Here is a 20,295-nt window from a genome sequence, read left to right on the forward strand (position 1 = left end):
TCCGATCTGGGGCCGTTGTCGGGATCATATGACCGCCCTCACTTTGGCCCAAGCGCGCCGTTACGTTCCTTGTGCAAGGTCAAAGGCCTTGCGCATCACTGTTGGCAAATCGGCGGGGCTGAAATCGGGCAATTCGATGAATTCTCCGCGATCCGGTTGCCGTTCCATAGGCACAAGCGCGGTTTTCACCGTCAGGCGCAGGTGGAAATGGGTGAAGGTGTGGCGTGCTTCGCCCGCTACGGTTTTCCATTCAGCACGGATCGGCGGGGCCTCTTGTGGCGCTTCCTCGGCCCAGTCGGAGCCTGGCCAGCCCAGCATCCCGCCCAGCAACCCCTTGTCCGGGCGCCGTTCCAGCAGCCAGGCGCCGTCGATCCGGCGCGCCAGATAGGCGATCCCCAGGCGGGTGGGTTTGCGTTTCTTCGGCGCCTTTTTTGGCAACTCGGCGGCGGTGCCCTGCGCCCAGGCGACGCAGGACTTGCGCCAGGGGCAGAGCCCGCAGGCCGGGCGTTTGGGCGTGCAGATCGTCGCGCCCAGGTCCATGACCCCTTGGGCATAACATCCCGGGCGCTCTTGCGGGGTCAGTCGGGCGGCGTGATCGGTCAGGATCGGCTTGGCGGCGGGCAGGGGCGTGTGTTCGTCGAAAAGCCGTGCCATGACCCGCTCCACGTTGCCGTCCACCACAGTCTGCGGGTCGTCAAAGGCAATCGCCGCGATGGCAGCGGCGGTATAGGGGCCGACCCCGGGCAGGGTCAGCAGCGTGGCGTGATCATCGGGAAAGATGCCGTCATGGCTGTCGGTCACCACCCGGGCGCATTTCAGCAGGTTGCGGGCGCGGGCATAATAACCCAGGCCCGCCCAGGCGGCCATGACATCGGCATCCTCGGCCGCCGCCAGGGCTTGCACCGTCGGCCATCGCGTTGTGAAGGCGTGGAAATAATCGCGCACGGCGGCCACGGTCGTCTGCTGCAGCATGATCTCGGACAGCCAGACCCTGTAGGGGTCGGGACGCTCTCCGCGCAGGCGCGCGGCAGGGCCGACGCGCCAGGGCAGGGCGCGCGCGTGGCGGTCGTACCAGTCAAGCAACGCCTGCGGGTCGGGTCGTGGCATGGGCTCATCACGCAAGGGTGAAACTCCGTGTGGGAAGGGGGCTGGCGCCGCCCTGCCGTGCCACTAGAATAGCGCGCGGTAAAGGGAGTCAAACGTGGCCGGACGCAAGACCACCACTTACGGGTTTTCAAGCGCCTCCAGGCTTTTGCAGGGGCGCATCCGCCAGGCGGCGGAGGGGCGGGGATTCGCCCAGACACGCGTGCTGACCCACTGGGAGGAGATCGCCGGCGCCGACCTGGCCGGAATCGCCCGCCCCGTCGAGGTGAGCTACTCCAAGGGCGGTTTCGGCGGCACGCTGACCCTGCTGACCTCCGGCGCACGGGCGCCGATGGTCGAGATGCGCAAGGAGGAAATCCGCGCGCGGATCAACGCGGTCTATGGCTACAACGCCATTTCGCGGGTGCGTGTGACGCAGACCGCGGCCACCGGCTTTGCCGAAGGGCAGGTCGATTTCCAGTACCGCAAGAAGGACAGCGCGGGGGCCATGCCCGCGCCCGAGGTTCAGGCCCGGGCCCGCGCCGTGGCCGAGGATGTGGGCGACGCGGATCTGCGCGCGGCGCTTGAACGTCTGGCGGCAAACGTCATATCGAGGACGGGCCGGGACTGACCTGGCCCCAGGACCGACAGGAAAGAGGCTTACGACATGAAATCCATTCTTCCCGCGGGCGCCGTGGCGCTGGCACTGGTCGCCGGTGGCGCGTGGTACTTGACCCAGGGGGGCGGGCAGACCGGGGCCGCCGACGTGCGTTTGCCGGGTGCGGCCCAGGCGCAATCGCCAGAAGTGGACACCTCGACCGTGGTCGAGATGGTCAAGGGCGATGCGGATGCGCCGATCGAGGTGATCGAATACGCCTCTTACACCTGCCCGCATTGCGCCTCGGCCCATGCGAACCTGATCCCCAAGCTGGAAGAGAACTATATCGACACCGGCAAGGTGAAATTCGTCTACCGCGAGGTCTACTTTGACAAGGTCGGTGTCTGGGCTTCGCTGATTGCCCGCTGCGGCGGCGAAGAAAAGTTCTTTGGCATCACCGACCTGATCTACAAGGGGCAGCAGGACTGGGCGCGCAAGGGCTCCGAGGCTGCGGTCGTCGACGAACTGCGCAAGATCGGGCGCCTGGCCGGCATGGAAGGCGACCAGATCGAGGCTTGCCTGAACGATACCGACCAGATCTCGACGCTCGTGGCCTGGTACCAGAAGAACGCCTCTGAACATGACATCAACTCGACCCCCAGCTTCGTGATCGACGGCAAGAAGTACACGAACATGAGCTACGACGAGTTCGCAGAGATCCTGGACGACAAGCTGGGCGAATGACATCGGCACCACGCGGCCCCCTCGAAGGCGTAAGGGTCATCGAACTGGCACGCATCCTGGCCGGCCCTTGGGCCGGTCAGACGCTTGCCGATCTTGGCGCCGAGGTCATCAAGATCGAGGCGCCCCAGGGCGACGACACGCGCAACTGGGGTCCACCGTTCATCGAGAGGGACGGCGACACCTCGGCGGCCTACTTCCATTCCTGCAATCGCGGCAAACGCTCCGAGGTGGTCGATCTGACCAGCCCCGCGGGCCAGGCGCGGATGCGCGAACTGGTGGCCGGGGCCGACATCCTGATCGAGAATTTCAAGGTCGGCGGACTGGCGAAATACGGCATGGATTATGCCTCTCTCGCAGAGGTCAACCCGCGCCTGATCTACTGCTCGATCACCGGGTTCGGGCAGGACGGGCCTTACGCACATCGCGCGGGCTATGACTACATCATCCAGGGCATGTCCGGCTTCATGTCGATCACCGGCGATCCGGACGGCCAGCCACAGCGCGCGGGTGTGGCGATCACCGACCTGTTTACCGGCCTCTATTCCGTTTCGGGGATCCTCGCCGCGCTGCACCAGCGCGAGCGGACTGGCAAGGGCCAACACGTCGACATGGCGCTGCTGGATTGTGCGGTCTCGGCCATGGCGAACCAGGCGCTGAACTATCTCAGCACCGGCACGCCGCCCGGACGCACGGGCAATTACCACCCCAACCTGACCCCCTACCAAGTCTTCGATTGTTCGGACGGCCATATCATCATCGCCACCGGCAATGACGCACAGTTCCAGCGGCTTTGCCGCCTTCTGGGGCTGGACGAGATGGCCGAGGCGCCGGAATACGCCTCGAACGCCGATCGGGTGGCCAACCGCGAGGCGATGATCGCGCGGCTGATGACGGCGACGCGCCAGCGCACGCGCGACGACCTGTTGGCCGCTTGCGAGGCACAGGGCGTGCCCGCCGGGCCGATCAACGACATGGCAGAGGTTTTTGCCGATCCGCAGGTCGTGGCGCGGGGATTGAAAATCGCGCCCGAAGGCGTGCCGGGCGTGCGCGCGCCCTTCCGGTTCTCGGACGCGGATCTGGTGCTGGACCATCCGGCGCCAAAGCTGGGGGATGCCGACAGCTGACGTGCTCTGTCGCCTGTGTTGACAGCGGGGAGGGGGCTTTGCCCCCTCTGCGCGTGCCTCGTATTCACCCCCAGAGGTATTTTTGACCCAAAGAAGCAGGGCGCAGGGCGCGCAGGGGACGACGCCCCCCGGGGTGGCGGAGCTCAGTCGCTGTAGCGGAAACAGACGGTCAGCGCGCCATCGTTGTCCGCAAGGTCCGCGTCGCCCTCGTTGATGCGAAAGGCGATGCTGTCGACATTCATGTTGAAGGACCCGACCTGTTGGATCGCGCCGTGAAAGCGCGCCCAGTCCATTTCCTGCCGGGTGCCGGCCACTTCGAAACGGACCAGCAGCGCGCCGTGCAGCGCGCTGACCAGGGGGCGCGCCTCGGCGCGCGCGGCCAGTGCCTTGGCGTCCAGCCCACCGTGCCCCGACGTGCCCGCCGGGGTCAGACCCGGGGCCACCGACCAGAAGCCGGTGGACCGCACGTCCTGCACGAGGCCCGCGGGGAATTCGGCATCCTGCCAGCCTTGCGTGGCGTCGATGTCGTGACAGACATCCCCTGCCCAGGCCGGGCCCGCAAGCAGGGCGGCGATCAGGGCGAGTGGTTTCATGCCAGGTGATCCACAACGGCCAGGTGCTGCGCCAGCGTCTGGACCGAAGCCATGTAGCGCTCGACCAGTTTCGGGTCCGAGGGCGCCGCGCTGACACCGGCCGGCACCTCGCGGTTCAGCACCGATTCCACCGCGAGGGACACCGGGACAGAGACCAGGCGCGCCATGGCAGAGCTGCGCTCGTCGCCCCAGGCATCCATGACATAGGTCTTGTGATAGACCGGTACGCCATCCTTCTGCGCCTCCAGCGCGACGCAGAGCACCACGCGGTCGGGCTCACCCTCGTCGTAGGCGTTTTCTTCCAGCAGCTTGTCGGCGATTTCCTGCAGGCGGGCATCCGTGGCGGTGCCGGCCTCGGCAAAGATGTCCGCCCAAGCCTCTGCCCAGCCGTTCAGGCGCAGGGTGCCGCGTACGAAATCCTTGACCTTCCAGCCCTCTTCAAACCCGTATTCCGCCATGAAGGGCAGGCTGTCGCGGTTCGGGTAGACCTCGAAGCTTTCGGGCGTGGGCAGGGGCGCGTCATAGCGCGACAGCGCATCCCAGGGGCGGTTAACGTTCAGTTCGGAAAACTGGCGGATCGACCGCGAGGGAGAGCGCAGCGCCTTGAGAACACCGACCGGCGCCCAGCTGAACTTGTAGCGGAAGGCGTTGGGGATCTTCGGCACGCCGCCACAGTAGGAGGTGAAGGACAGCGCGTTGTCTGGATCGAAGGCATCCGACGCGCGGTAGTCCGCCATCAGCCAATGCGCCATCAGGTGGTCGATGCCCGGGTCGAGACCGACCTCGTTCACCAGACGTGTATCCGCGGCTTTGGCCTTGGCATCCAGGGCGCGCATTTCGGGCGCGATATAGCTGGATGAGACGAAATCGGCGCCCTTCTCCAGAGCGAGTTCCGCAAGCGGCACATGCCAGTCGCCGGGCAGCATCGAGACGATCACGTCGCCCTTTTCCAGCACCGCGCCCAGGGCATCTATGTCGCAGGCGCGGATGTCTTCGGTCAGGTCGCCGACCGCCTCGCGGGCCTTGGCCTCTGTCCGGTTCCAGACTGTCACGGGGTGGCCGTTTTCGATCAGGCGGCGCAGGCCGGGCACGGCCGACAGGCCGGTGCCGCACCAATGGATGGTCATGTGCGTTCCTCCGGTTTGTGTTTCAGGTAGGTCTCGTGCGCGCGGCCCCAGACGCCGGTCTCGATGGAATCGAGCGCCAGCAGGTGGGGCAGCAGCTGTTCGGCGAAATCCAGCGAGGATTCGCGTGGTAGCAGCGAGGGCAGGTTGTCGATCGCCATGACATCCAGCGGCGGTGCTTCGCAGACGCGGTTCACCGGCGCGGTCCAGCTTGTCGCCGCGTCGTAGATCGGGATCGGGTTAAAGGCGCTGTCCGGGTCGCAGGCGATATCGCCGATCACGCGCAGGGCGCGGGGGCTGTCGACGGCTGCGGGGGGGACAAAGACCGGTACGCCTTCGGTCGCCAGGATGCAGTTCAGAAAGACCCCGTGGTCCAGGATTTCCGGAAACGGGCCGCCATGGGCTGTTTCGGCCATGTCCCAACAGGTGACGGGCACGTCCATCTGCGCGCAGAGATCGCGGGCGCCGCTGCCGACGCGGCCCAGGGCGCCGATCACGATGGCCGACCGGCACGGCGCGATGTCGAGTGCCGCGCGCAGGTCGTCCTGCAGCATGTTCGCGTCGTGCCAGGTCTGGACCGGGGGGCAGGTCTTGCCGTCTGCCTGCGCCGCCCAAGCCAGGAGGGACACCGCCGCCCCAGCATAGCCCGCCCAATAGCCGAAGGCCGCGACACGGCGACCGTTTTGGTCCACCAGGTATTCCAGGTCGTAGAGCGCGCCGCCTCCGGCGGCAAAGCGTTTCAGCAACCGCGCGCCGGCGGATTGCCCCTTGTAGGCATGGCCGAACATGATGTGACGATGCACCAGCGGGGTGTCCGCCTCGGGCAGTTCCTTGAGGCCAAAGATGATCGCGTCGCGCGGGGCCTCGGGCCAGCTGCCCTCGGCGACGATCGTGGCCCCGGCCGAGACGAAATCGTCGATCGGCAGGATGCGGGTCGGGCTGTCCTCGATGGTGACGCGGAACCCCTTGTCGCGCAGAGCGGTGACGCCCGCAGGGGTGATGCCGGTGCGTTCCTCGTTGGGGCGGCTTTCCGCCCGGATCCACAGATGTGTCATGTGCGTTCCTGGTGGGTGTTTGCCGGGCAGAGAACCTGCGCGCGGGCCGGGGTGCAAGGATTTTCCTCCGACCGCAGCTTACAGGTGGCTGCGGGCGTGCTGTCGTTCGGGACTGTCGAGATGTGGCAGGGCGTTGAACTGGGTCATGGCCAGACCGGTCGCCAGCGGCTGGATACGGTGCAGAGAGCTGTTTTCGATGGCCAGGCAGAGATGCGCCATCGCCTTCAGCTCCAGTTGCATGATGACCCGCATCGCCATGCCGATCAGCCCGCCCGAGGTCACCACCAATGCGCGGCCCTCGCCGCCCGCGATCTCGGTCAGGGCTTCGGTCACGCGGGTCTCGAAGGATTGCCAGGTTTCCGGGACGTCCTGCAGGGCGCCGTCGCGCCAGAGCGTCAGCAGTTGCGGCAGGTGCAGGATGAATTCCTCGCGGTCGCCGGGGATCGCGATGCCGTGCTGCGCCTCCATCAGCTGCGCCATGTCGAAATAGGCCAGTTCGTTCAGCCGCGCGTCCTGCACCGGGTCCGCCATGCTGGCCGGAGAGATCCCCTCGACCGTTTCGACATGGCGGCGCAGCGTGCCAGAGTAGACGCGGGCGAATTTCTCGCCCGTCTGTTCGAAATAGCCACCCAGCCAGCGGGCCTGCTGCCAGCCCAGATCGCTCAGCCGGTCATAGCTGCCTTCGTCCCGGGCGCTGGAATTGGCCTGCCCGTGGCGGACCAGGGTGATGAAGGACATGGAGGAACTCCGCTCTTTTGCCCGGCTGATACGCCGCGGCGGCGCCAAGCGAAAGGCCTACCCGGACCCGGGCAGGGAAATCGTCGGGGCAGGGCGGTGGCCCCCGTTCGGGACGCGGTCAAATGCGACTTTGGCGGCCCTTCGGGGCCTCATCCACGGCGCCCCCACTGGCAAATCCGGTTCCCGGCGGTTAGATAAGGGGCAAAAGCAGAGGACGCGACGTGAAAGACAAGGCTGGACACCGACTGACCCGCGACGGCATCCGCATCCATACCCAGGCGGATTTCGAAGGAATGCGCGTGGCCGGGCGGTTGGCCGCGCAACTGCTGGACGAGGTGGCGGAACTGGTCGAACCGGGCCAGACCACCGGCGCCATCGACGCCTACATCGAACGACGCGTGACCGAAGAGGGCGCGACCTCGGCGACCATCGGCTACAAGGGCTACCAGCACGCGACCTGCATCAGCGTCAACCATGTCGTCTGTCACGGCATCCCCGGCGACAAGAAGCTGAAGGATGGCGACATCCTGAACATCGACGTCACCGTGGTCGTCGACGGCTGGTACGGCGACACCAGCCGGATGTATGTCGCGGGCAAGCTCAGCCGAAAGGCAGAGCGCCTGATCCAGGTCACGCATGACTCTCTGCTGACGGGGATCGAGGCGGTCAAGCCGGGCAACACCTTCGGCGACATCGGCCATGCCATCCAGACTTTTGTCGAGTCCAACCGCATGTCCGTCGTGCGCGATTTCTGCGGTCACGGCCTGGGGCAGGTGTTCCACGCGCCGCCCAACGTGCTGCACTATGGCCGCCCCGGAACCGGGCCGGTTCTGGAAGAGGGCATGTTCTTCACCATCGAACCGATGGTGAACCTCGGCCGCCCCGAAACCAAGGTGCTGGCCGACGAATGGACCGCCGTCACCCGGGACAAGTCGCTCTCGGCCCAGTTCGAACATTCGGTGGGCGTGACCGCAGACGGGGTCGAGATCTTTACCCTCTCGCCCGCAGGGCTGTTCCACCCGACCTACTGACCCTGCGATGAGCGCGACGCAGGCCGGGCCGCAAAGAACAGACGGGCAGGCCGATCCACGCGGGATCTACGCGATCCTGTCGCTGTGCAATTTCGTGATCGGCATGGGCGCTTTCTCGTTGATCGGGATGCTGGAACCCATGGCCGAGGCGCTGGACGCGCCCGTGACCTCCGTCGCCTCGTTGCTGACCGTCTATTCCGTGGCCTACGCCATGTGCTCGCCGGTTCTGGTGGCGCTGACCGGCCATGTGGGACGGCGCCGCGTGTTGAGCGCCGGACTGGCCATCTTCGCCACGGCAACGGCGCTCGCGGCGTTGGCGCCCGGCATGGCGCTGCTTTACCCGGCGCGGGTGGTGGCGGCGGCAGGCGCGGGCATGGTTTCTCCGGTGGCGCTGGCCATCGCGGCTGCGCTGGCCCCGCCAGAGCGGCGCGGGCGGGCGCTCTCCTCGGTCTTTCTCGGCATCACGCTGGCGCAGGTTGCGGGCGTGCCGGTGGGCAGTTGGCTGGCCTATACCTTCGGCTGGCGCAGCGTCTTCGGGCTGGTCGCCGCGATGGCACTGCCCTGTCTCTGGCTGGTCTGGACGCGGGTGCCGGCGGGCCTGCGCTTTTCCCCGGTCTCGCTGCGCGATCTCGGCGGTGTGCTGTGCGACCCGGTGGCACTGATGACGGTCGGCTTCACCGTGATCTTCCTGGGGTCGATCTACATGGTCTACACCTATCTGCCGCCGCTTCTGTCCGGCACGATGGGCTATGGCCGCGACGGGATCAGCCTGGCGCTGCTGGTTTTCGGCATCGGGGCGCCGCTGGGGAACATGGTCGGCGGCCGCATGGCCGACCGGCTTGGCCCTGCACGCAGTCTTGCCCTGATCTGCGGGCTGGAGGTGCTCTGCCTGCCGCTCTTTGTCCTGTTGCCGCTGCCCGGCGCGGTTCTGCTCGGCTTCATCTTTTTCTGGTCGCTGGTGGGCTGGCTGTTCTCGCCGTCGCAACAGTTGCGGCTGGTGTCGCTGGCGCCGCAACTCGCCCCGGTGCTGATGTCGCTGCACGCTGCCTCGATCTACATCGGCATCGCCGTGGGATCGGGGCTGGGCGGGCTGGTGGTCGAGAGTGCGGGCCTCATGGCACTGGGGCCGGCGGCGGGTGCGGTGGCCCTGTTGGCGCTGGGCGTGCTGATCGGATCAGAGCGCGCCGCCCGCCGCCGGGCAGAGGCGCGCTGACCGTTTCGGATAGGCGCCCCCTTGGCCGGAGGCGCCAGATTTCCTACTCGCTCACCACTGCCACAGCGCGGGAACAAAGCGATAGGCGTCCCCCTCGGCGGCGATGTGCCCCACGCCGGGGAAGGGAAAGTGATAACCCAGCACCGCCATCCGCTCCGTCGCCGCCATGTCCAGCAGGCGCTTGCGGGTGGCCACGGTCTGTTCGCCGTCCATGTCGAAGTTGCTGACCCACTCGGGGCGCACGGTGCTCATCCAGGCGTGGTTCATGCTGTCACCCAGGGCAATCAGCTGCTTACCGCCGGATTCGACCACGACCGACATGTGCCCAATGGTGTGGCCGGGCGTGTCGATGACCCGGATGCCCGGCGCGATTTCCGCCTCGTCGCCGACCACGGTCCAGTCCGCCCCCTCCACGTTCAGCGAGTTCACCGCGCCGACAACGAATTGCTGCATCTCGGTGGGCACGTTGTTGACCAGCCCGTCCTGCAACCAGTAGTCGCGCTCGGTCTCACCGATAAAGAACTGGGCGTCCGGCAGGATCGCCTCGTCGAAATCGTCGCGGATGCCCCAGACGTGATCGGGGTGGGCGTGGGTGATGACCACATGGGTGATCCCGCTGGCGTCGATCCCTGCGCTGTCGAGGTTCTCCATCAGCTTGCCCGCGGTCGGCAGGAACCGGTTGCCGGATCCGACATCGACCAGCACCTTGGCCTCGCCCAGTTCGATCACCAGGTGGTTGGTGTGCGAATAATTCGTCTCGGTCGAGAGGAAATAGCTTTCGAGGAAAGCCTTTACCTCTTCGGGATCGGCGTTCACGCCCAGCCCGTTGGCGGGGATTCCCAGGTGCCCGTCCGAAACGACGGTCAGCACCGCCTCACCCAGCTGGAACCGGAAATGCGCGGGGTTGGCCCCGGCGGGGGCGCCCAGTGTCTGCGCACGGGCGGGCGAGGCCGCCAATGCCGGCAGCGCCAGCCCCGGCGACAGGGCCGCGATGTTCAGCAGGTCACGGCGCGAAGGGCGAAAGATCGACATGGATACCTCCCATTCATTCATTTGAATTGGAAGATACCATCTGAACGCGAAACTTCCAGCCGCTTGGCAGGGGCGGATCCCGTCCTTCCGCTGGCCCAATCCCGGCCTACAGGCCGAGGTCTCGTCTCACTCTTGCGCCGTCGCCCGCAGCAGCGTCACATGCGTGTCGCCATAGCGCCGCGTGTCCAGCAGGTCGAAGCCCTCGGGCGCCACCTGCGCCGTCTTTTCTTCCCAGACCACCAGCGCGCCCGGCGCGACCCAGCCCTGTGCCCTTGCGGAGGCCAGCGCCTTTTCCCCCAGCGCCTTGCCGTACGGCGGGTCCAGGAAGATAAGCTCGCAAGGGATTTCGGCTGGGGGCAGGCGGCTGGCCGTATGCGCGATCAGCCGGGCGCGATCACCGCAGTCCAGCGACCTGATGTTCTCGCGGATCAGCTTGCCCGCCACGCGCCCGTCATCGACAAATACCGCGCTGTCCGCCCCACGCGACAGTGCCTCTAGCCCCAGCGCGCCGGTCCCCGCAAAGAGATCCAGCACCCGCGTCCCGTCGAAGGGATCGCCGAAACGGCCGCCGCCCAGCATGTTGAACAGCGCCTCGCGCACGCGGTCGGTGGTGGGGCGCAGATGCGCGCCCGCATCCCCCTTGCCAAGGGCGGCCAGCGGCCGCCCGCGCCAGTCTCCCGCGACGATCCTCACGCCTTGAGCAGCGCCTTGAGGTTCGTTTCCGGATCCGCGACTGCCGCCGGGTCGGGGCTCTTGCCCGCCTCGATCAGGCGTTTGCCCACCATGTAGGATCGGCTGTCGTTCATCGCGTCGACCGCCAACAGGGTGTCGCCGGCATAGTACCAATGCGACCGGGCCTCGCCGTCCTCGCGCACCACGATCCGGTCATAGCCCGCGTTCAGCCCGGCGATCTGCAGCTTGACGTCGTACTGATCCGACCAGAACCAGGGCTTGGCGATGTAGTCGCGCCCGGCCCCCATGATGTTGTCGGCCACCAGTTCGCCCATGTCGATGGCATTGCCCACCGATTCCAGCCGCATCCGCTGGCCGTGCTGCGGGAAGGAGGCGCAGTCGCCCGCCGCCCAGATCGCCGGATCGCTGGTCTGGCCCTGCGCGTTGACGGCGATGCCGTTGTCGATCTCCAGCCCGCAGGCCTCGGCGAGGGTGGTGGTGGGGGTGATGCCAACACCGACGATCACGAAATCCACGTCCAGAACGGTGCCGTCGGCCAGTTCCGCGCCGGTGACGCGGGTTTCGCCGATCAACCGCTTCAGGCCCACGCCCTCGCGCAGATCCACGCCGCGTGCCGTGTGCAACGCCCGGAACCAGGCCGAGGTCTCGGGCGCCGCGACCCGTTGCAGGATGCGGTCGGCGGCCTCGACCAGCGTCACCTTCAGCCCCAGCTTGGTGCAGACCGCCGCGGCCTCAAGCCCGATATAGCCGCCGCCGACAACCAGCACGCGTTTGTCCTCGGTGCAGTCGGGGGCCATCTTGTCCACGTCGCGCAGCGTGCGCACCACGTGCACGCCCTCCAGTTCGCCACCGATGGCGCCGGGCAGGCGGCGCGGGACCGATCCGGTGCACAAGACGCAATGGTCGTAGGAAATCGCCTCTCCGCCGGCGATCACGGTCCTGTCAGCCCGGTCGATGGAGACCGCGGTGTCAGAGGTGCGCAAGTCGATGCCGTTCTCGGCGTAGAACGCCTCGGGCCGCAGGAACAGCCGTTCCAGTTCCATCTTGCCCAGCAGGTAATCCTTGGACAGCGGCGGGCGCTGGTAGGGCGGCACCGGCTCTTCGCCGATCAGGGTGATCTTGCCCTCGTGCCCTTTCGACCGCAGTCGTGCCACCAGGGAGGCCGCTGCCTGTCCTGCACCGATCACCACGACATCGCTCATATCTCCGCCCTCCGGTTTTCCTTTGCCCGGGACACCCTATAGTCGTGATTCGGAGAAACGCAATTCGCAGGAGCGACAGGACAATGGCAATTTCCGTAGGTGACAGCCTCCCAGAGGCAACTCTGTCCCGTATGGGCGACGAGGGCCCCGAACAGGTCAAGCTGAGCGAGCTGACCAAGGGCCGCAAGGTCGTGATCTTCGGGCTTCCGGGGGCCTTTACCGGCACATGCAGCACCGCCCATGTGCCCAGCTTCATGCGCACCGCCGAGGGATTCGCGAAAAAGGGCGTGGACGCGATCTATTGCCTTTCGGTCAACGATCCTTTCGTCATGGGTGCCTGGGGCAAGGACACCGGCGCCGAAGGCGTGGGCATCGGGATGCTGGGCGATCCCGCGTCCGAATTCACCACCGCCATCGGGATGAATTTCACTGCCCCGCCCGCGGGTCTTTATGAACGGTCCAAGCGCTACGCGATGCTGGTCGAGGACGGCAAGGTTTCTGTCCTGCACCTCGAGGAAAACCCCGGCGTCTGCGAGACCTCGGGCGGCGAGGCGCTGCTGTCCGCGATCTGATCGCGACACGGGAGGCCCGGCACTGGCCCGGGCCTCCCGACACCTATGTCACAGGCTGTCCAGCTTGCGCGCCAGCTTGGCATCCAGCGCGGACAGCCCGTCGACGTCATGCGTCGACAGCGTCACCTGCACGGTCTTGTAGACGTTGAACCATTCCGGGTGATGGTTCCATTTTTCCGCCCAGAGCGCCGCGCGGGTCATCCAGGCAAAGGCCTCGGTGAAGTCCTTGAACTGGTAGGTCTTGGTTATCGCGTCGCGTCCCTCGACCATCTCCCAGCCCGCCTCCAGCAGCGGTTCCAGCACGGTCTTGCGGGCGGTATCCGACAGTTTCTCGGTCATTCGTGGTCCTCCTGTCTGTCCTTGCGGAAGGGGCCGTAAGCGGTCAGCACCTCGATGTCCTCGTCCACCGCACGCCGCTCCGCGTCCAGGTAGCGCCCCACCGCATCGGCAAAGCCCTGGTCGGCGATCCAGTGCAGTGAATGGCACTGGCGCGGCAGGTATCCGCGCGCCAGCTTGTGTTCGCCCTGCGCCCCGGCCTCGACCGTGGCCAACCCCAGCGCGATGGCCAGGTCGATGGCCTGATAGTAACACGCCTCGAAGTGCAGGCAGGGGTGGTCCTCGATACAGCCCCAGTAGCGGCCATACAGTGCGTCGCGCCCGATAAAGTTCAGCGCCCCGGCCACGGGCCGTCCATCCCGCGTGCACATGACCAGCGCGATGTCGTCGCGCAGGGTCTCATGCGCCGCCTCGAAAAAGGCCCGCGTCAGGTAGGGCGTGCCCCATTTGCGGCTGCCGGTATCCTGGTAAAAGACCCAGAAGGCGTCCCAGTGCTCGGGGCGGATCTGGTCGCCGGTCAGCATCTCGATCTCGCCGCCGAACGCCTGCGCACGGGCGCGTTCCTTGCGGATGTTCTTGCGTTTGCGCGAACTCAGCGAGGCCAGGAAAGCGTCGAAATCCGCGTAGTCGTGGTTCTGCCAGTGAAATTGCTGCGTGGTGCGGCGCAACAGGCCCATTTCCTCGCCCGCGATGGCCTCTGCCTCGGTGCAGAAGGTGACGTGCATCGAGGACAGACGATTTTCCGCGCCCAGTTGCACCGCCCCCTGAACCAGCGCCGACATGCCCGCAACCTCGTGTCCGGGTTTGGTCAGGAACCGCCGCCCGGTGGCAGGGGTAAAGGGCACGGCGATCTGCAGTTTCGGGTAATAGCGCCCGCCTGCGCCTTCGTAGGCATGGGCCCAGTTGAAATCGAAGATGTATTCGCCCTGGCTGTGGCTCTTGCCGTACATCGGCGCCACGGCGATCGTCTCTTCCCTGTCGCGGACCACCAGGTAGCGCGGGTCCCAGCCGGTGCCCGTCCCGACCGATCCGCTGTCCTCTAGCGCCTTGAGAAAGCGATGGGTGGTGAAGGGATCGTTGGGGCGCCCGCCGTCCGCGGCCTCGGGGCAGGCGCAGGCATCCCAGGTCGCGGCGGCGATCTGGTCCAGCGAAGACAGCACTTCGACGGTCAGGGTGGGGGTCTGGCTTTGATCCGTCATGACATGGCTCAATCTGGCATCCCGCGCGCGCCGATCAAGCCATGTACCCCTCGAAGGTCACATTCTCGGCGACCTGCCGCGCCTGCGCCTCCTCTTCGGGCGATCGGATCGTCCAGCAGAGCACGTTCAGCCCGCGCGCCTTTTGCCGGGCAACCTGCGGATTGGCCAGATCGTGATGATCGTGGCTGATGAACGCGGCCCCCATCTCCGCGATCCCCGGCATCGCGCGCAGCTCGGCGCGGGCCTCGGCGCCCAGGGTCGGGTGATCCTCGGGCGTGCAGGCGCAGGTGGTCAGCCCGCGCGGGACATCAGGACACAGGCGCGCCATCTCGGCCGCCGAATGCGGGTTGAAGGACATGAAGGCCAGCGGGCCCTGATAGCCCTGCGCGGCCTCGGCGGCGGCGCGTTCCAGCCGCCCCACGTCGGGCCCCATCCGCCCGTCCTGATCCTTGAGTTCCACCAACAGCGGCACGGCACCGCCGACGATCTCCAGCACCTCGGCGAACAGCGGCACGCCCTCATCCCCGCCCAGCAGGGTCAGTCCCGCGAGCTCGGTGGCGCTGCGTTGCTGGATCGGCCCGCTGGCCCCGGTCAGCCGGGTCAGCGCGTAGTCGTGAAAGACCATCGCCTGCCCGTCTTTAGACATTTGCAGGTCGATCTCGATACCATAGCCCGCCTCCATCGCCGCGCGGATCGCCGCGCGCGAGTTTTCGGGCCGCCCGGACCCGTGCAGGGCCCGGTGGGCAATCGGGCGGTCCAGAAAGGCCGCGGGCAGGGGCACCATCACGCGATCTCGAAGATGCCTTCGATCTCGACGGCGACGCCCAGCGGCAGCGCGGCGGCGGAGACGGCAGAGCGCGAGTGCCGACCGGCATCTCCCAGGATCTCGACCAGCGTATCGCTGGCGCCGTTGATGACCTTGGGCTGGTCGGTGAAATCGTCGGTCGAATTGACGAAGCCGGTCAGCTTGACCACCCGCTTGAGGCGGCTCAGGTCGCCGCCGCAGGCCGCCTTGACCTGTGCCAGCAGGCTCAGGGCGCAGGCGCGGGCCGCCGCGGCGCCTTCCTCGACGCTCAGTCCGGCGCCCAGTTTGCCGGTGATCAGCCCGTCCGCGTTCATGCTGATCTGTCCCGAGACAAAGACCAGGTTGCCCGACAGGACGTAGGGCACATAGTTGGCGGCGGGGGCCGGCGCGTCGGGCAGGGTCAGGCCCAGTTCGGCCAGGCGGGCGTCGATGGCATTGGTCATGATGCGTTCCTTGTCGGATTTCGCGGCCACGCTAACGGCGCCGCAAACCGGGCGCAAGCACCCTGCGGCGCGCCACCGGGCCGGTCGGAAACCCGCCCGGCCGCAGGTCTCAGCTCTCGCGGAAGGCCTTGGCGAAATAGTCCGTGAAGGGTTTGACCAGGTAGGCCAGCGGCGTGCGGTCCTCGGTGCGGATGAAGGCCTCGACCGGCATGCCGGGGATCAGCGCCGCGTCCTCGGGCAGGCGGTCGATCTCGCCTTCGCTCAGCACGATCTCGGCCCGGTAGTAACGCACGCGCGAGTTCTGGTCCTCGAAGGCATCGGCAGAGATCTGCACGACCCGGCCGAAAAGTTCCGGCGTCTCGCGCTGGTCCAGCGAGGAAAAGCGCAGGCTCACTTCCTGGTCGACGAAAAGCTTGTCGATGTGGATCGGTTCGACCTGTGCGGCAATCACCAGCGGACGGTCCTGCGGCACGATGAACAGCACCGGGTCTGCCGGGCGGATGACAGAGCGCGGGGTGAAGATCGTCAGCCCGTAGATCACCCCGCCCACCGGCGCCGTGATGTCGAGCCGGTTGAGCCGTTCGAGAATGGCCTGGCGTTTCTCGGCCAGTTCACGCTGGCGGAACTGCAGGTCGCGCAGGGTGGTGATCGCCTCCTCGCGCCGCTTGGTCTGCAGGCTGAGGATCTGGATGTCGATTTCCGTGATGCGTCCCTCGGCCTGCGCCTTGGAGGCCTTCAGCTCGCCGACCGATCCGGCCAGTCGCGCCTGCTCGCGCTGGAGGGCAAGGATCTCGGGCTGCCGAACAAGGCCCTGTGCCCGCAGCCCTTCCTTGTTGACCAGCTCCTGCTGGATCAGGTCCAGCTGCCGGTCCAGCGCCTCCTGCTGGGCGACGATGCCGACGACCTGGTCGGCGATCTGCTCCGAGCGCTTGCGTAGCTGCCCGATCTCGCCCTCGACCGAATCGCGGCGGGCGAAAAAGAGATTGCGCTGACCCTCGACCAGTTCGGCCACTTCGGGATCGGTCTCGGCGCGCTTGAGCACCTCCTCGGCAAAGACGATCTCGTCCTTGCCGTCGCGTTCGGCCTGCAGTCGCGCGCGGCGCGACATCATCTCGTAGAGCTGGCCCTCGATGATCGCCAGTTCCGACAGCAGCAGTGTCGGGTCCAGTTGGATCAGCACCTGGCCTTCCTCGACCGTGTCGCCCTCGTCGACAAGGATCTTGGCGACCACGCCGCCGTCGGGATGCTGGACGACCTGGCGGTTCTGGTCGACCTCGATCTGGCCGGAGGCCACGATGGCGCCGGAAATGTTCGTCGTCGCCGCCCAGGTGCCGAACCCTCCCACCAGGATCGACAGGCCGATGATCCCGAAGATCATCGGCATGCGCAGGGAAAACTGCTTGTCGGGGTTCATCTGACGCCTCCCGGTCCGGCTTTCTGCAATTGCTCGTGGTTCTTGACCATCGCCTGCAAGACCTCTTCCTTGGGCCCGAAGGCCGCGCGACCACCGTTTTCCAGCATCAGGAGCAGGTCGCATTCCTTGATGGCGGCCGGGCGGTGGGCCATGATCAGCACGATCTTGCCCTCTTCCTTGAAGGTCTTGATCGCCTTGTTCACCGCCTCGGACCCCTCGTTGTCGAGGTTCGAGTTCGGCTCGTCCAGCACCAGCACAACCGGGTCGCCGTACATCGCCCGGGCCAGCCCGATCCGTTGCATCTGGCCGCCCGACAGCCGCCCGCCGGCAGCCGAAACCCTTGTATCATAGCCTTGCGGCAATTTCAGGATCATGTCGTGCGCATCGGCCTTCATCGCCGCCTCGACGACCTTGTCGGCGTCGGGCTGGGGCGACAGGCGGGCGATGTTCTCGGCGATGGTGCCGTCGAACAATGTCACCCGCTGGGGCAGGTAGCCGATGTGCTTGCCCAGCGTCTCGGCGCCGTATTGATCCAGCGATGCCCCGTCGAGCCGGATCTTGCCGCCCGCGGGACGCCAGACCCCGGTCAGGGCGCGCGCCAGCGTGGACTTGCCCGCGCCCGACGGCCCGATCACGCCGCAAGCCTGCCCCGGACCGACGTTGAAGGACACGAGTCGCAGTGCCGCCTGCTGTTCGCCCGGCGCGACGACGGTCAGCTGTTGCACGTCGAGCTTGGCCTTGGGTTTCGGCAGGGCGGTGGGCTTGCCGGCCTCGGGCACCTCGGTCAGGAGCTGGGCGAGGTTGTCCCAGCCCTTGCGCGCCCGCTGCACCAGGACCCACTGGCCGATCAGCAGTTCGATCGGGGCCAGCGCCCGGCCCATCAGGATCGACCCGGCGATCATCGCGCCCGGCGTCAGCTCTCCCTGCAGGACGAGGTAGGCGCCCAGGCCCAGCATCGCCGACTGCAGCAGCATCCGGAAGGTCTTGGTGATCGTGGTGAAGGTGCCGGTCAGGTCGGCCGAATGGATCTGTCCCGTCAGTGCCTGCGACCGCGCCTTCATCCAGCGGGTGAAGGCATCGCCGCGCATCCCCAGCGCCTGCACCATCTCCGCCTCCTGCCGGATCTGGTCCGAGGTGCGTTCCGCCTGCATCACGGCGATGTTGGATTTCTGGGTCGGGTTCTTGCTGACCGTCTGGTTGATCAGGGTCACCGCGATCAGGAACAGGCCGCCGCAGATCGCGAGGATGCCCATCCAGGGGTGGAAAATGAAGATCGCGAAGATGAAGAAGGGCGTCCAGGGAATGTCGAAGAAGGCCATCAGCACCGGCGAGGACATCAGCCTCTGGATCGATTCCAGGTCCCGCAGCCCGGTCTGGGCAAGGTCATCGTTCTGGACCGCCGCGCGCCGCAGCACGGCATCGAAGACCCGCAGGTCCAGCGCCGCCTGGAACCGGGCCGCCACCCGCCCCATGATTCGGCCCCGGACGTAGTCCAGCAGACCCATCATCGAATAGAGAAAGACCACCAGCACCGACAGCGCGATCAGCGTGGCCTCGGACCGGGAGCCAAGCACGCGGTCATAGACCTGCAGCATGTACATCGGTCCGGTCAGCATCAGCATGTTGACGAAAAAGCTGAAGATGCCGACAAACCAGTAATATGGCCGGCTTTGCCTGCGGGCTGCCCGCAATTCTTCGCGGCCGGTGTCTTTCTGTGCCATGCTCATAAGCCTGTATCAGCCCTTCGTTGTGTCTTGGGCCGGAATCGGTGACAGTGAACCCCTGTCCCGCCTCTTGTCGCCATTGTGCCACATGGGCGGGGATTCCGGCATCCTTCGTTGGGAACGAGCGGAGATGAAATTACCTACCCTTTTACGGAAGGCGCGAGGCTTTCCCAAGGGGTTTGAAGAGGACTGGGGGTTGATGGTGAATTTAAGGCCGGTCGTGGTTCTGACCGTCGCTCTGGGCATCGCGGGGTGTTCCGTCCCCGGACCCGAGGTCGCGCCGGGGGGCATCCACGACCCCTACGAGACGCGGAACCGCAAGGTACACGATTTCAACAAGAAGGTCGACAAGACCTTTTTCAGCGGAGACGGTCCGGGCTACGCCGAGACGGTGCCGCCCTTCGTGCAGGATCGCGTTTCGAGTTTCGCCGACACGGTGTCGCTGCCGCAGACCGTGGTCAACCAGTTGATGCAGGGCCGCCTGTTGCGGGCGACCAGCAACACCATGCGTTTCACGCTGAACGCCACCATCGGCATCGGCGGCTTGTTCGACGTGGCCAATGAATGGGGCCTCAAGCCGGACGAGACCGATTTCGGCGAAACGCTGGCGGTCTGGGGCGTGCCGGAGGGCGCCTACCTCGAGGTGCCCCTGCTGGGCCCGTCGACCGAGCGGGATACCGCCGGTGACATCGTCGATCTATTCACCGATCCATTGAAATATGTCGTTCCGACTCCAGATCGATATGCCGGGACCGTCGCCAAGGCCATCGACAAGTTCGGCGAGCGCAGCCAGTTCGGCGGCACGGTCGATTCGGTCCTCTACGACAGTGCCGACAGCTATACCCAGCTGCGGTTGATCTACCTGCAACAGCGCCGTTACGAGCTCGGCGAAGAGGCACCGGGGGGCGATTTTGATCCCTTCGCCGTCGATACAGAAGGTTTCTAAGAGGAGTCCCGTGATGACCCATCTCAACCGTCGCCATTTCATCGCGGCGGGCGCGGCCCTGGCCGCGATGCCCGCCATGCCCGCCCTTGCCCTGACCGGCCAGCAGGCGGCGAACCTCGTGCACAACCTCGTGAACGAGATCAACGCGGTCATCGCCTCGGGCAAATCCGGGGCCTCGATGTATCGCGACTTCGAGCGGATCTTCAAGAAATACGGCGACACGCCCCTGATCGCCGCCAACGTGCTGGGCGTTGCCGCGCGCCGCGCCAGCAACGCGCAGCGCAAGGCCTTTACCGATGCCTTCACCGGCTACATCGCGCGCAAGTACGGCAAGCGGTTCCGCGAGTTCCAGGGCGGGCGCATCGAGGTGCAGTCGGTCCATGCGATCAGCCGCGGCTACGAAGTGCGCTGCGTGGCCCACATGAGTGGGTCCAAGACGCTGGAAACCGCCTTCCGGGTCTCGAACTCGAACCGCTTCTACAACCTGTTCGTGGAAGGCGCCGACATGCTGCTGTCCGAAAAGGAAGAGATCGGCGCCATGCTGGATGCCCGCCGTGGCAACATCGACCAGCTGATTGCCGACCTGCGTCGGGCTGGCTGACCCGCGCCCACGCGTCTTGCCCACG

Annotated in this window: 22 protein-coding genes; 8 read left to right on the forward strand and 14 right to left on the reverse strand. The window is 66.5% G+C overall.

Features of this window, described 5'->3' with window-relative positions; translation table 11 throughout:
- Positions 1–60: 60 nt before the first annotated feature.
- On the reverse strand, positions 61–1,107 hold the full coding sequence (gene mutY / locus ACQY5B_RS02755; RefSeq protein ID WP_420326474.1) for an A/G-specific adenine glycosylase: 1,047 nt from the start codon (positions 1,105–1,107) through the stop codon (positions 61–63).
- A 94-nt stretch (positions 1,108–1,201) separates the two neighbouring features.
- Here mutY and ACQY5B_RS02760 point away from each other — a divergent pair, with 94 nt between their 5' ends.
- From ACQY5B_RS02760 to ACQY5B_RS02770, 3 genes are read left to right on the forward strand one after another with little or no spacing between them, the layout of a single operon-like run.
- Positions 1,202–1,714, forward strand: a complete 513-nt coding sequence (locus ACQY5B_RS02760) for a DUF721 domain-containing protein (protein ID WP_420326473.1) — start codon at positions 1,202–1,204, stop codon at positions 1,712–1,714.
- A gap of 36 nt (positions 1,715–1,750) precedes the next feature.
- The gene (locus tag ACQY5B_RS02765) at positions 1,751–2,425 is read left to right on the forward strand and encodes a DsbA family protein (RefSeq protein ID WP_420326472.1); all 675 of its coding nucleotides are present in this window, start codon (positions 1,751–1,753) and stop codon (positions 2,423–2,425) included.
- Positions 2,422–3,549, forward strand: a complete 1,128-nt coding sequence (locus ACQY5B_RS02770) for a CaiB/BaiF CoA transferase family protein (protein WP_420326471.1) — start codon at positions 2,422–2,424, stop codon at positions 3,547–3,549. The genes ACQY5B_RS02765 and ACQY5B_RS02770 overlap by 4 nt, the downstream gene beginning before the upstream one ends.
- A gap of 143 nt (positions 3,550–3,692) precedes the next feature.
- Here the strand turns inward: ACQY5B_RS02770 and ACQY5B_RS02775 are convergent, their stop codons facing one another.
- The 4 genes from ACQY5B_RS02775 to ACQY5B_RS02790 all read right to left on the reverse strand — a co-directional run bounded on the left by ACQY5B_RS02775 (position 3,693) and on the right by ACQY5B_RS02790 (position 7,059).
- Positions 3,693–4,142, reverse strand: coding sequence for a hypothetical protein (locus ACQY5B_RS02775; protein WP_420326470.1), 450 nt, complete (start codon positions 4,140–4,142; stop codon positions 3,693–3,695).
- A complete protein-coding gene (locus ACQY5B_RS02780) occupies positions 4,139–5,269 on the reverse strand; it encodes a saccharopine dehydrogenase C-terminal domain-containing protein (protein ID WP_420326468.1) in 1,131 nt (376 codons plus the stop codon). Before ACQY5B_RS02780 ends, ACQY5B_RS02775 begins: the two co-directional genes overlap by 4 nt.
- Entirely contained in the window at positions 5,266–6,321 is a 1,056-nt protein-coding gene (locus ACQY5B_RS02785) for a saccharopine dehydrogenase (protein WP_420326467.1), read from the reverse strand. Before ACQY5B_RS02785 ends, ACQY5B_RS02780 begins: the two co-directional genes overlap by 4 nt.
- 78 nt (positions 6,322–6,399) lie before the next feature.
- Positions 6,400–7,059, reverse strand: coding sequence for a histidine phosphatase family protein (locus tag ACQY5B_RS02790; RefSeq protein ID WP_420326466.1), 660 nt, complete (start codon positions 7,057–7,059; stop codon positions 6,400–6,402).
- A gap of 293 nt (positions 7,060–7,352) precedes the next feature.
- Here ACQY5B_RS02790 and map point away from each other — a divergent pair, with 293 nt between their 5' ends.
- Positions 7,353–8,090 (forward strand): type I methionyl aminopeptidase, encoded by a 738-nt coding sequence (gene map / locus ACQY5B_RS02795; protein WP_420328721.1) that lies wholly within the window; start codon positions 7,353–7,355, stop codon positions 8,088–8,090.
- A gap of 7 nt (positions 8,091–8,097) precedes the next feature.
- A complete protein-coding gene (locus ACQY5B_RS02800; protein ID WP_420326465.1) occupies positions 8,098–9,303 on the forward strand; it encodes an MFS transporter in 1,206 nt (401 codons plus the stop codon).
- A gap of 51 nt (positions 9,304–9,354) precedes the next feature.
- Here ACQY5B_RS02800 and ACQY5B_RS02805 read toward each other — a convergent pair whose 3' ends face one another.
- From ACQY5B_RS02805 to ACQY5B_RS02815, 3 genes are all read right to left on the reverse strand, one after another.
- Positions 9,355–10,335 carry an MBL fold metallo-hydrolase gene (locus tag ACQY5B_RS02805; protein ID WP_420326464.1) on the reverse strand — a complete coding sequence of 327 codons (981 nt, stop codon included), beginning with the start codon at positions 10,333–10,335 and terminating at the stop codon, positions 9,355–9,357.
- A 126-nt stretch (positions 10,336–10,461) separates the two neighbouring features.
- A complete protein-coding gene (gene rsmD / locus ACQY5B_RS02810) occupies positions 10,462–11,028 on the reverse strand; it encodes a 16S rRNA (guanine(966)-N(2))-methyltransferase RsmD (protein ID WP_420326463.1) in 567 nt (188 codons plus the stop codon).
- Complete coding sequence (locus ACQY5B_RS02815) at positions 11,025–12,230, reverse strand: NAD(P)/FAD-dependent oxidoreductase (RefSeq protein ID WP_420326462.1); 1,206 nt, start codon at positions 12,228–12,230, stop codon at positions 11,025–11,027. The genes rsmD and ACQY5B_RS02815 overlap by 4 nt, the downstream gene beginning before the upstream one ends.
- A gap of 83 nt (positions 12,231–12,313) precedes the next feature.
- Between ACQY5B_RS02815 and ACQY5B_RS02820 the strand changes: the two genes are divergently transcribed.
- Positions 12,314–12,802: a peroxiredoxin gene (locus ACQY5B_RS02820; RefSeq protein ID WP_305969215.1), complete on the forward strand. Its 489-nt coding sequence runs from the start codon at positions 12,314–12,316 to the stop codon at positions 12,800–12,802.
- Between the two features lie 48 nt (positions 12,803–12,850).
- On the opposite strand, the gene ACQY5B_RS02825 is transcribed toward ACQY5B_RS02820, so the two are convergent.
- The 6 genes from ACQY5B_RS02825 to ACQY5B_RS02850 form a co-directional block, all read right to left on the reverse strand.
- The gene (locus ACQY5B_RS02825; RefSeq protein ID WP_305969214.1) at positions 12,851–13,141 is read right to left on the reverse strand and encodes a 4a-hydroxytetrahydrobiopterin dehydratase; all 291 of its coding nucleotides are present in this window, start codon (positions 13,139–13,141) and stop codon (positions 12,851–12,853) included.
- Positions 13,138–14,337 carry a GNAT family N-acetyltransferase gene (locus tag ACQY5B_RS02830; RefSeq protein ID WP_420326461.1) on the reverse strand — a complete coding sequence of 400 codons (1,200 nt, stop codon included), beginning with the start codon at positions 14,335–14,337 and terminating at the stop codon, positions 13,138–13,140. The genes ACQY5B_RS02825 and ACQY5B_RS02830 overlap by 4 nt, the downstream gene beginning before the upstream one ends.
- 34 nt (positions 14,338–14,371) lie before the next feature.
- A complete protein-coding gene (locus ACQY5B_RS02835) occupies positions 14,372–15,121 on the reverse strand; it encodes a glycerophosphodiester phosphodiesterase family protein (protein WP_420326460.1) in 750 nt (249 codons plus the stop codon).
- On the reverse strand, positions 15,121–15,585 hold the full coding sequence (locus ACQY5B_RS02840; RefSeq protein WP_043142615.1) for a RidA family protein: 465 nt from the start codon (positions 15,583–15,585) through the stop codon (positions 15,121–15,123). The genes ACQY5B_RS02835 and ACQY5B_RS02840 overlap by 1 nt, the downstream gene beginning before the upstream one ends.
- A gap of 109 nt (positions 15,586–15,694) precedes the next feature.
- The gene (locus ACQY5B_RS02845; RefSeq protein ID WP_420326459.1) at positions 15,695–16,999 is read right to left on the reverse strand and encodes an HlyD family type I secretion periplasmic adaptor subunit; all 1,305 of its coding nucleotides are present in this window, start codon (positions 16,997–16,999) and stop codon (positions 15,695–15,697) included.
- Positions 16,996–18,726: a type I secretion system permease/ATPase gene (locus ACQY5B_RS02850; RefSeq protein ID WP_420326458.1), complete on the reverse strand. Its 1,731-nt coding sequence runs from the start codon at positions 18,724–18,726 to the stop codon at positions 16,996–16,998. The genes ACQY5B_RS02845 and ACQY5B_RS02850 overlap by 4 nt, the downstream gene beginning before the upstream one ends.
- A gap of 196 nt (positions 18,727–18,922) precedes the next feature.
- Here ACQY5B_RS02850 and ACQY5B_RS02855 point away from each other — a divergent pair, with 196 nt between their 5' ends.
- Together ACQY5B_RS02855 and ACQY5B_RS02860 are read left to right on the forward strand one after the other, a co-directional pair.
- Entirely contained in the window at positions 18,923–19,669 is a 747-nt protein-coding gene (locus ACQY5B_RS02855; RefSeq protein ID WP_305969209.1) for an MlaA family lipoprotein, read from the forward strand.
- 13 nt (positions 19,670–19,682) lie between these two features.
- The gene (locus ACQY5B_RS02860) at positions 19,683–20,270 is read left to right on the forward strand and encodes an MlaC/ttg2D family ABC transporter substrate-binding protein (RefSeq protein WP_305969208.1); all 588 of its coding nucleotides are present in this window, start codon (positions 19,683–19,685) and stop codon (positions 20,268–20,270) included.
- Positions 20,271–20,295: the final 25 nt, after the last annotated feature.

This window comes from Antarctobacter sp., from assembly GCF_965277915.1.
In the GTDB taxonomy this organism is placed as follows: domain Bacteria; phylum Pseudomonadota; class Alphaproteobacteria; order Rhodobacterales; family Rhodobacteraceae; genus Antarctobacter.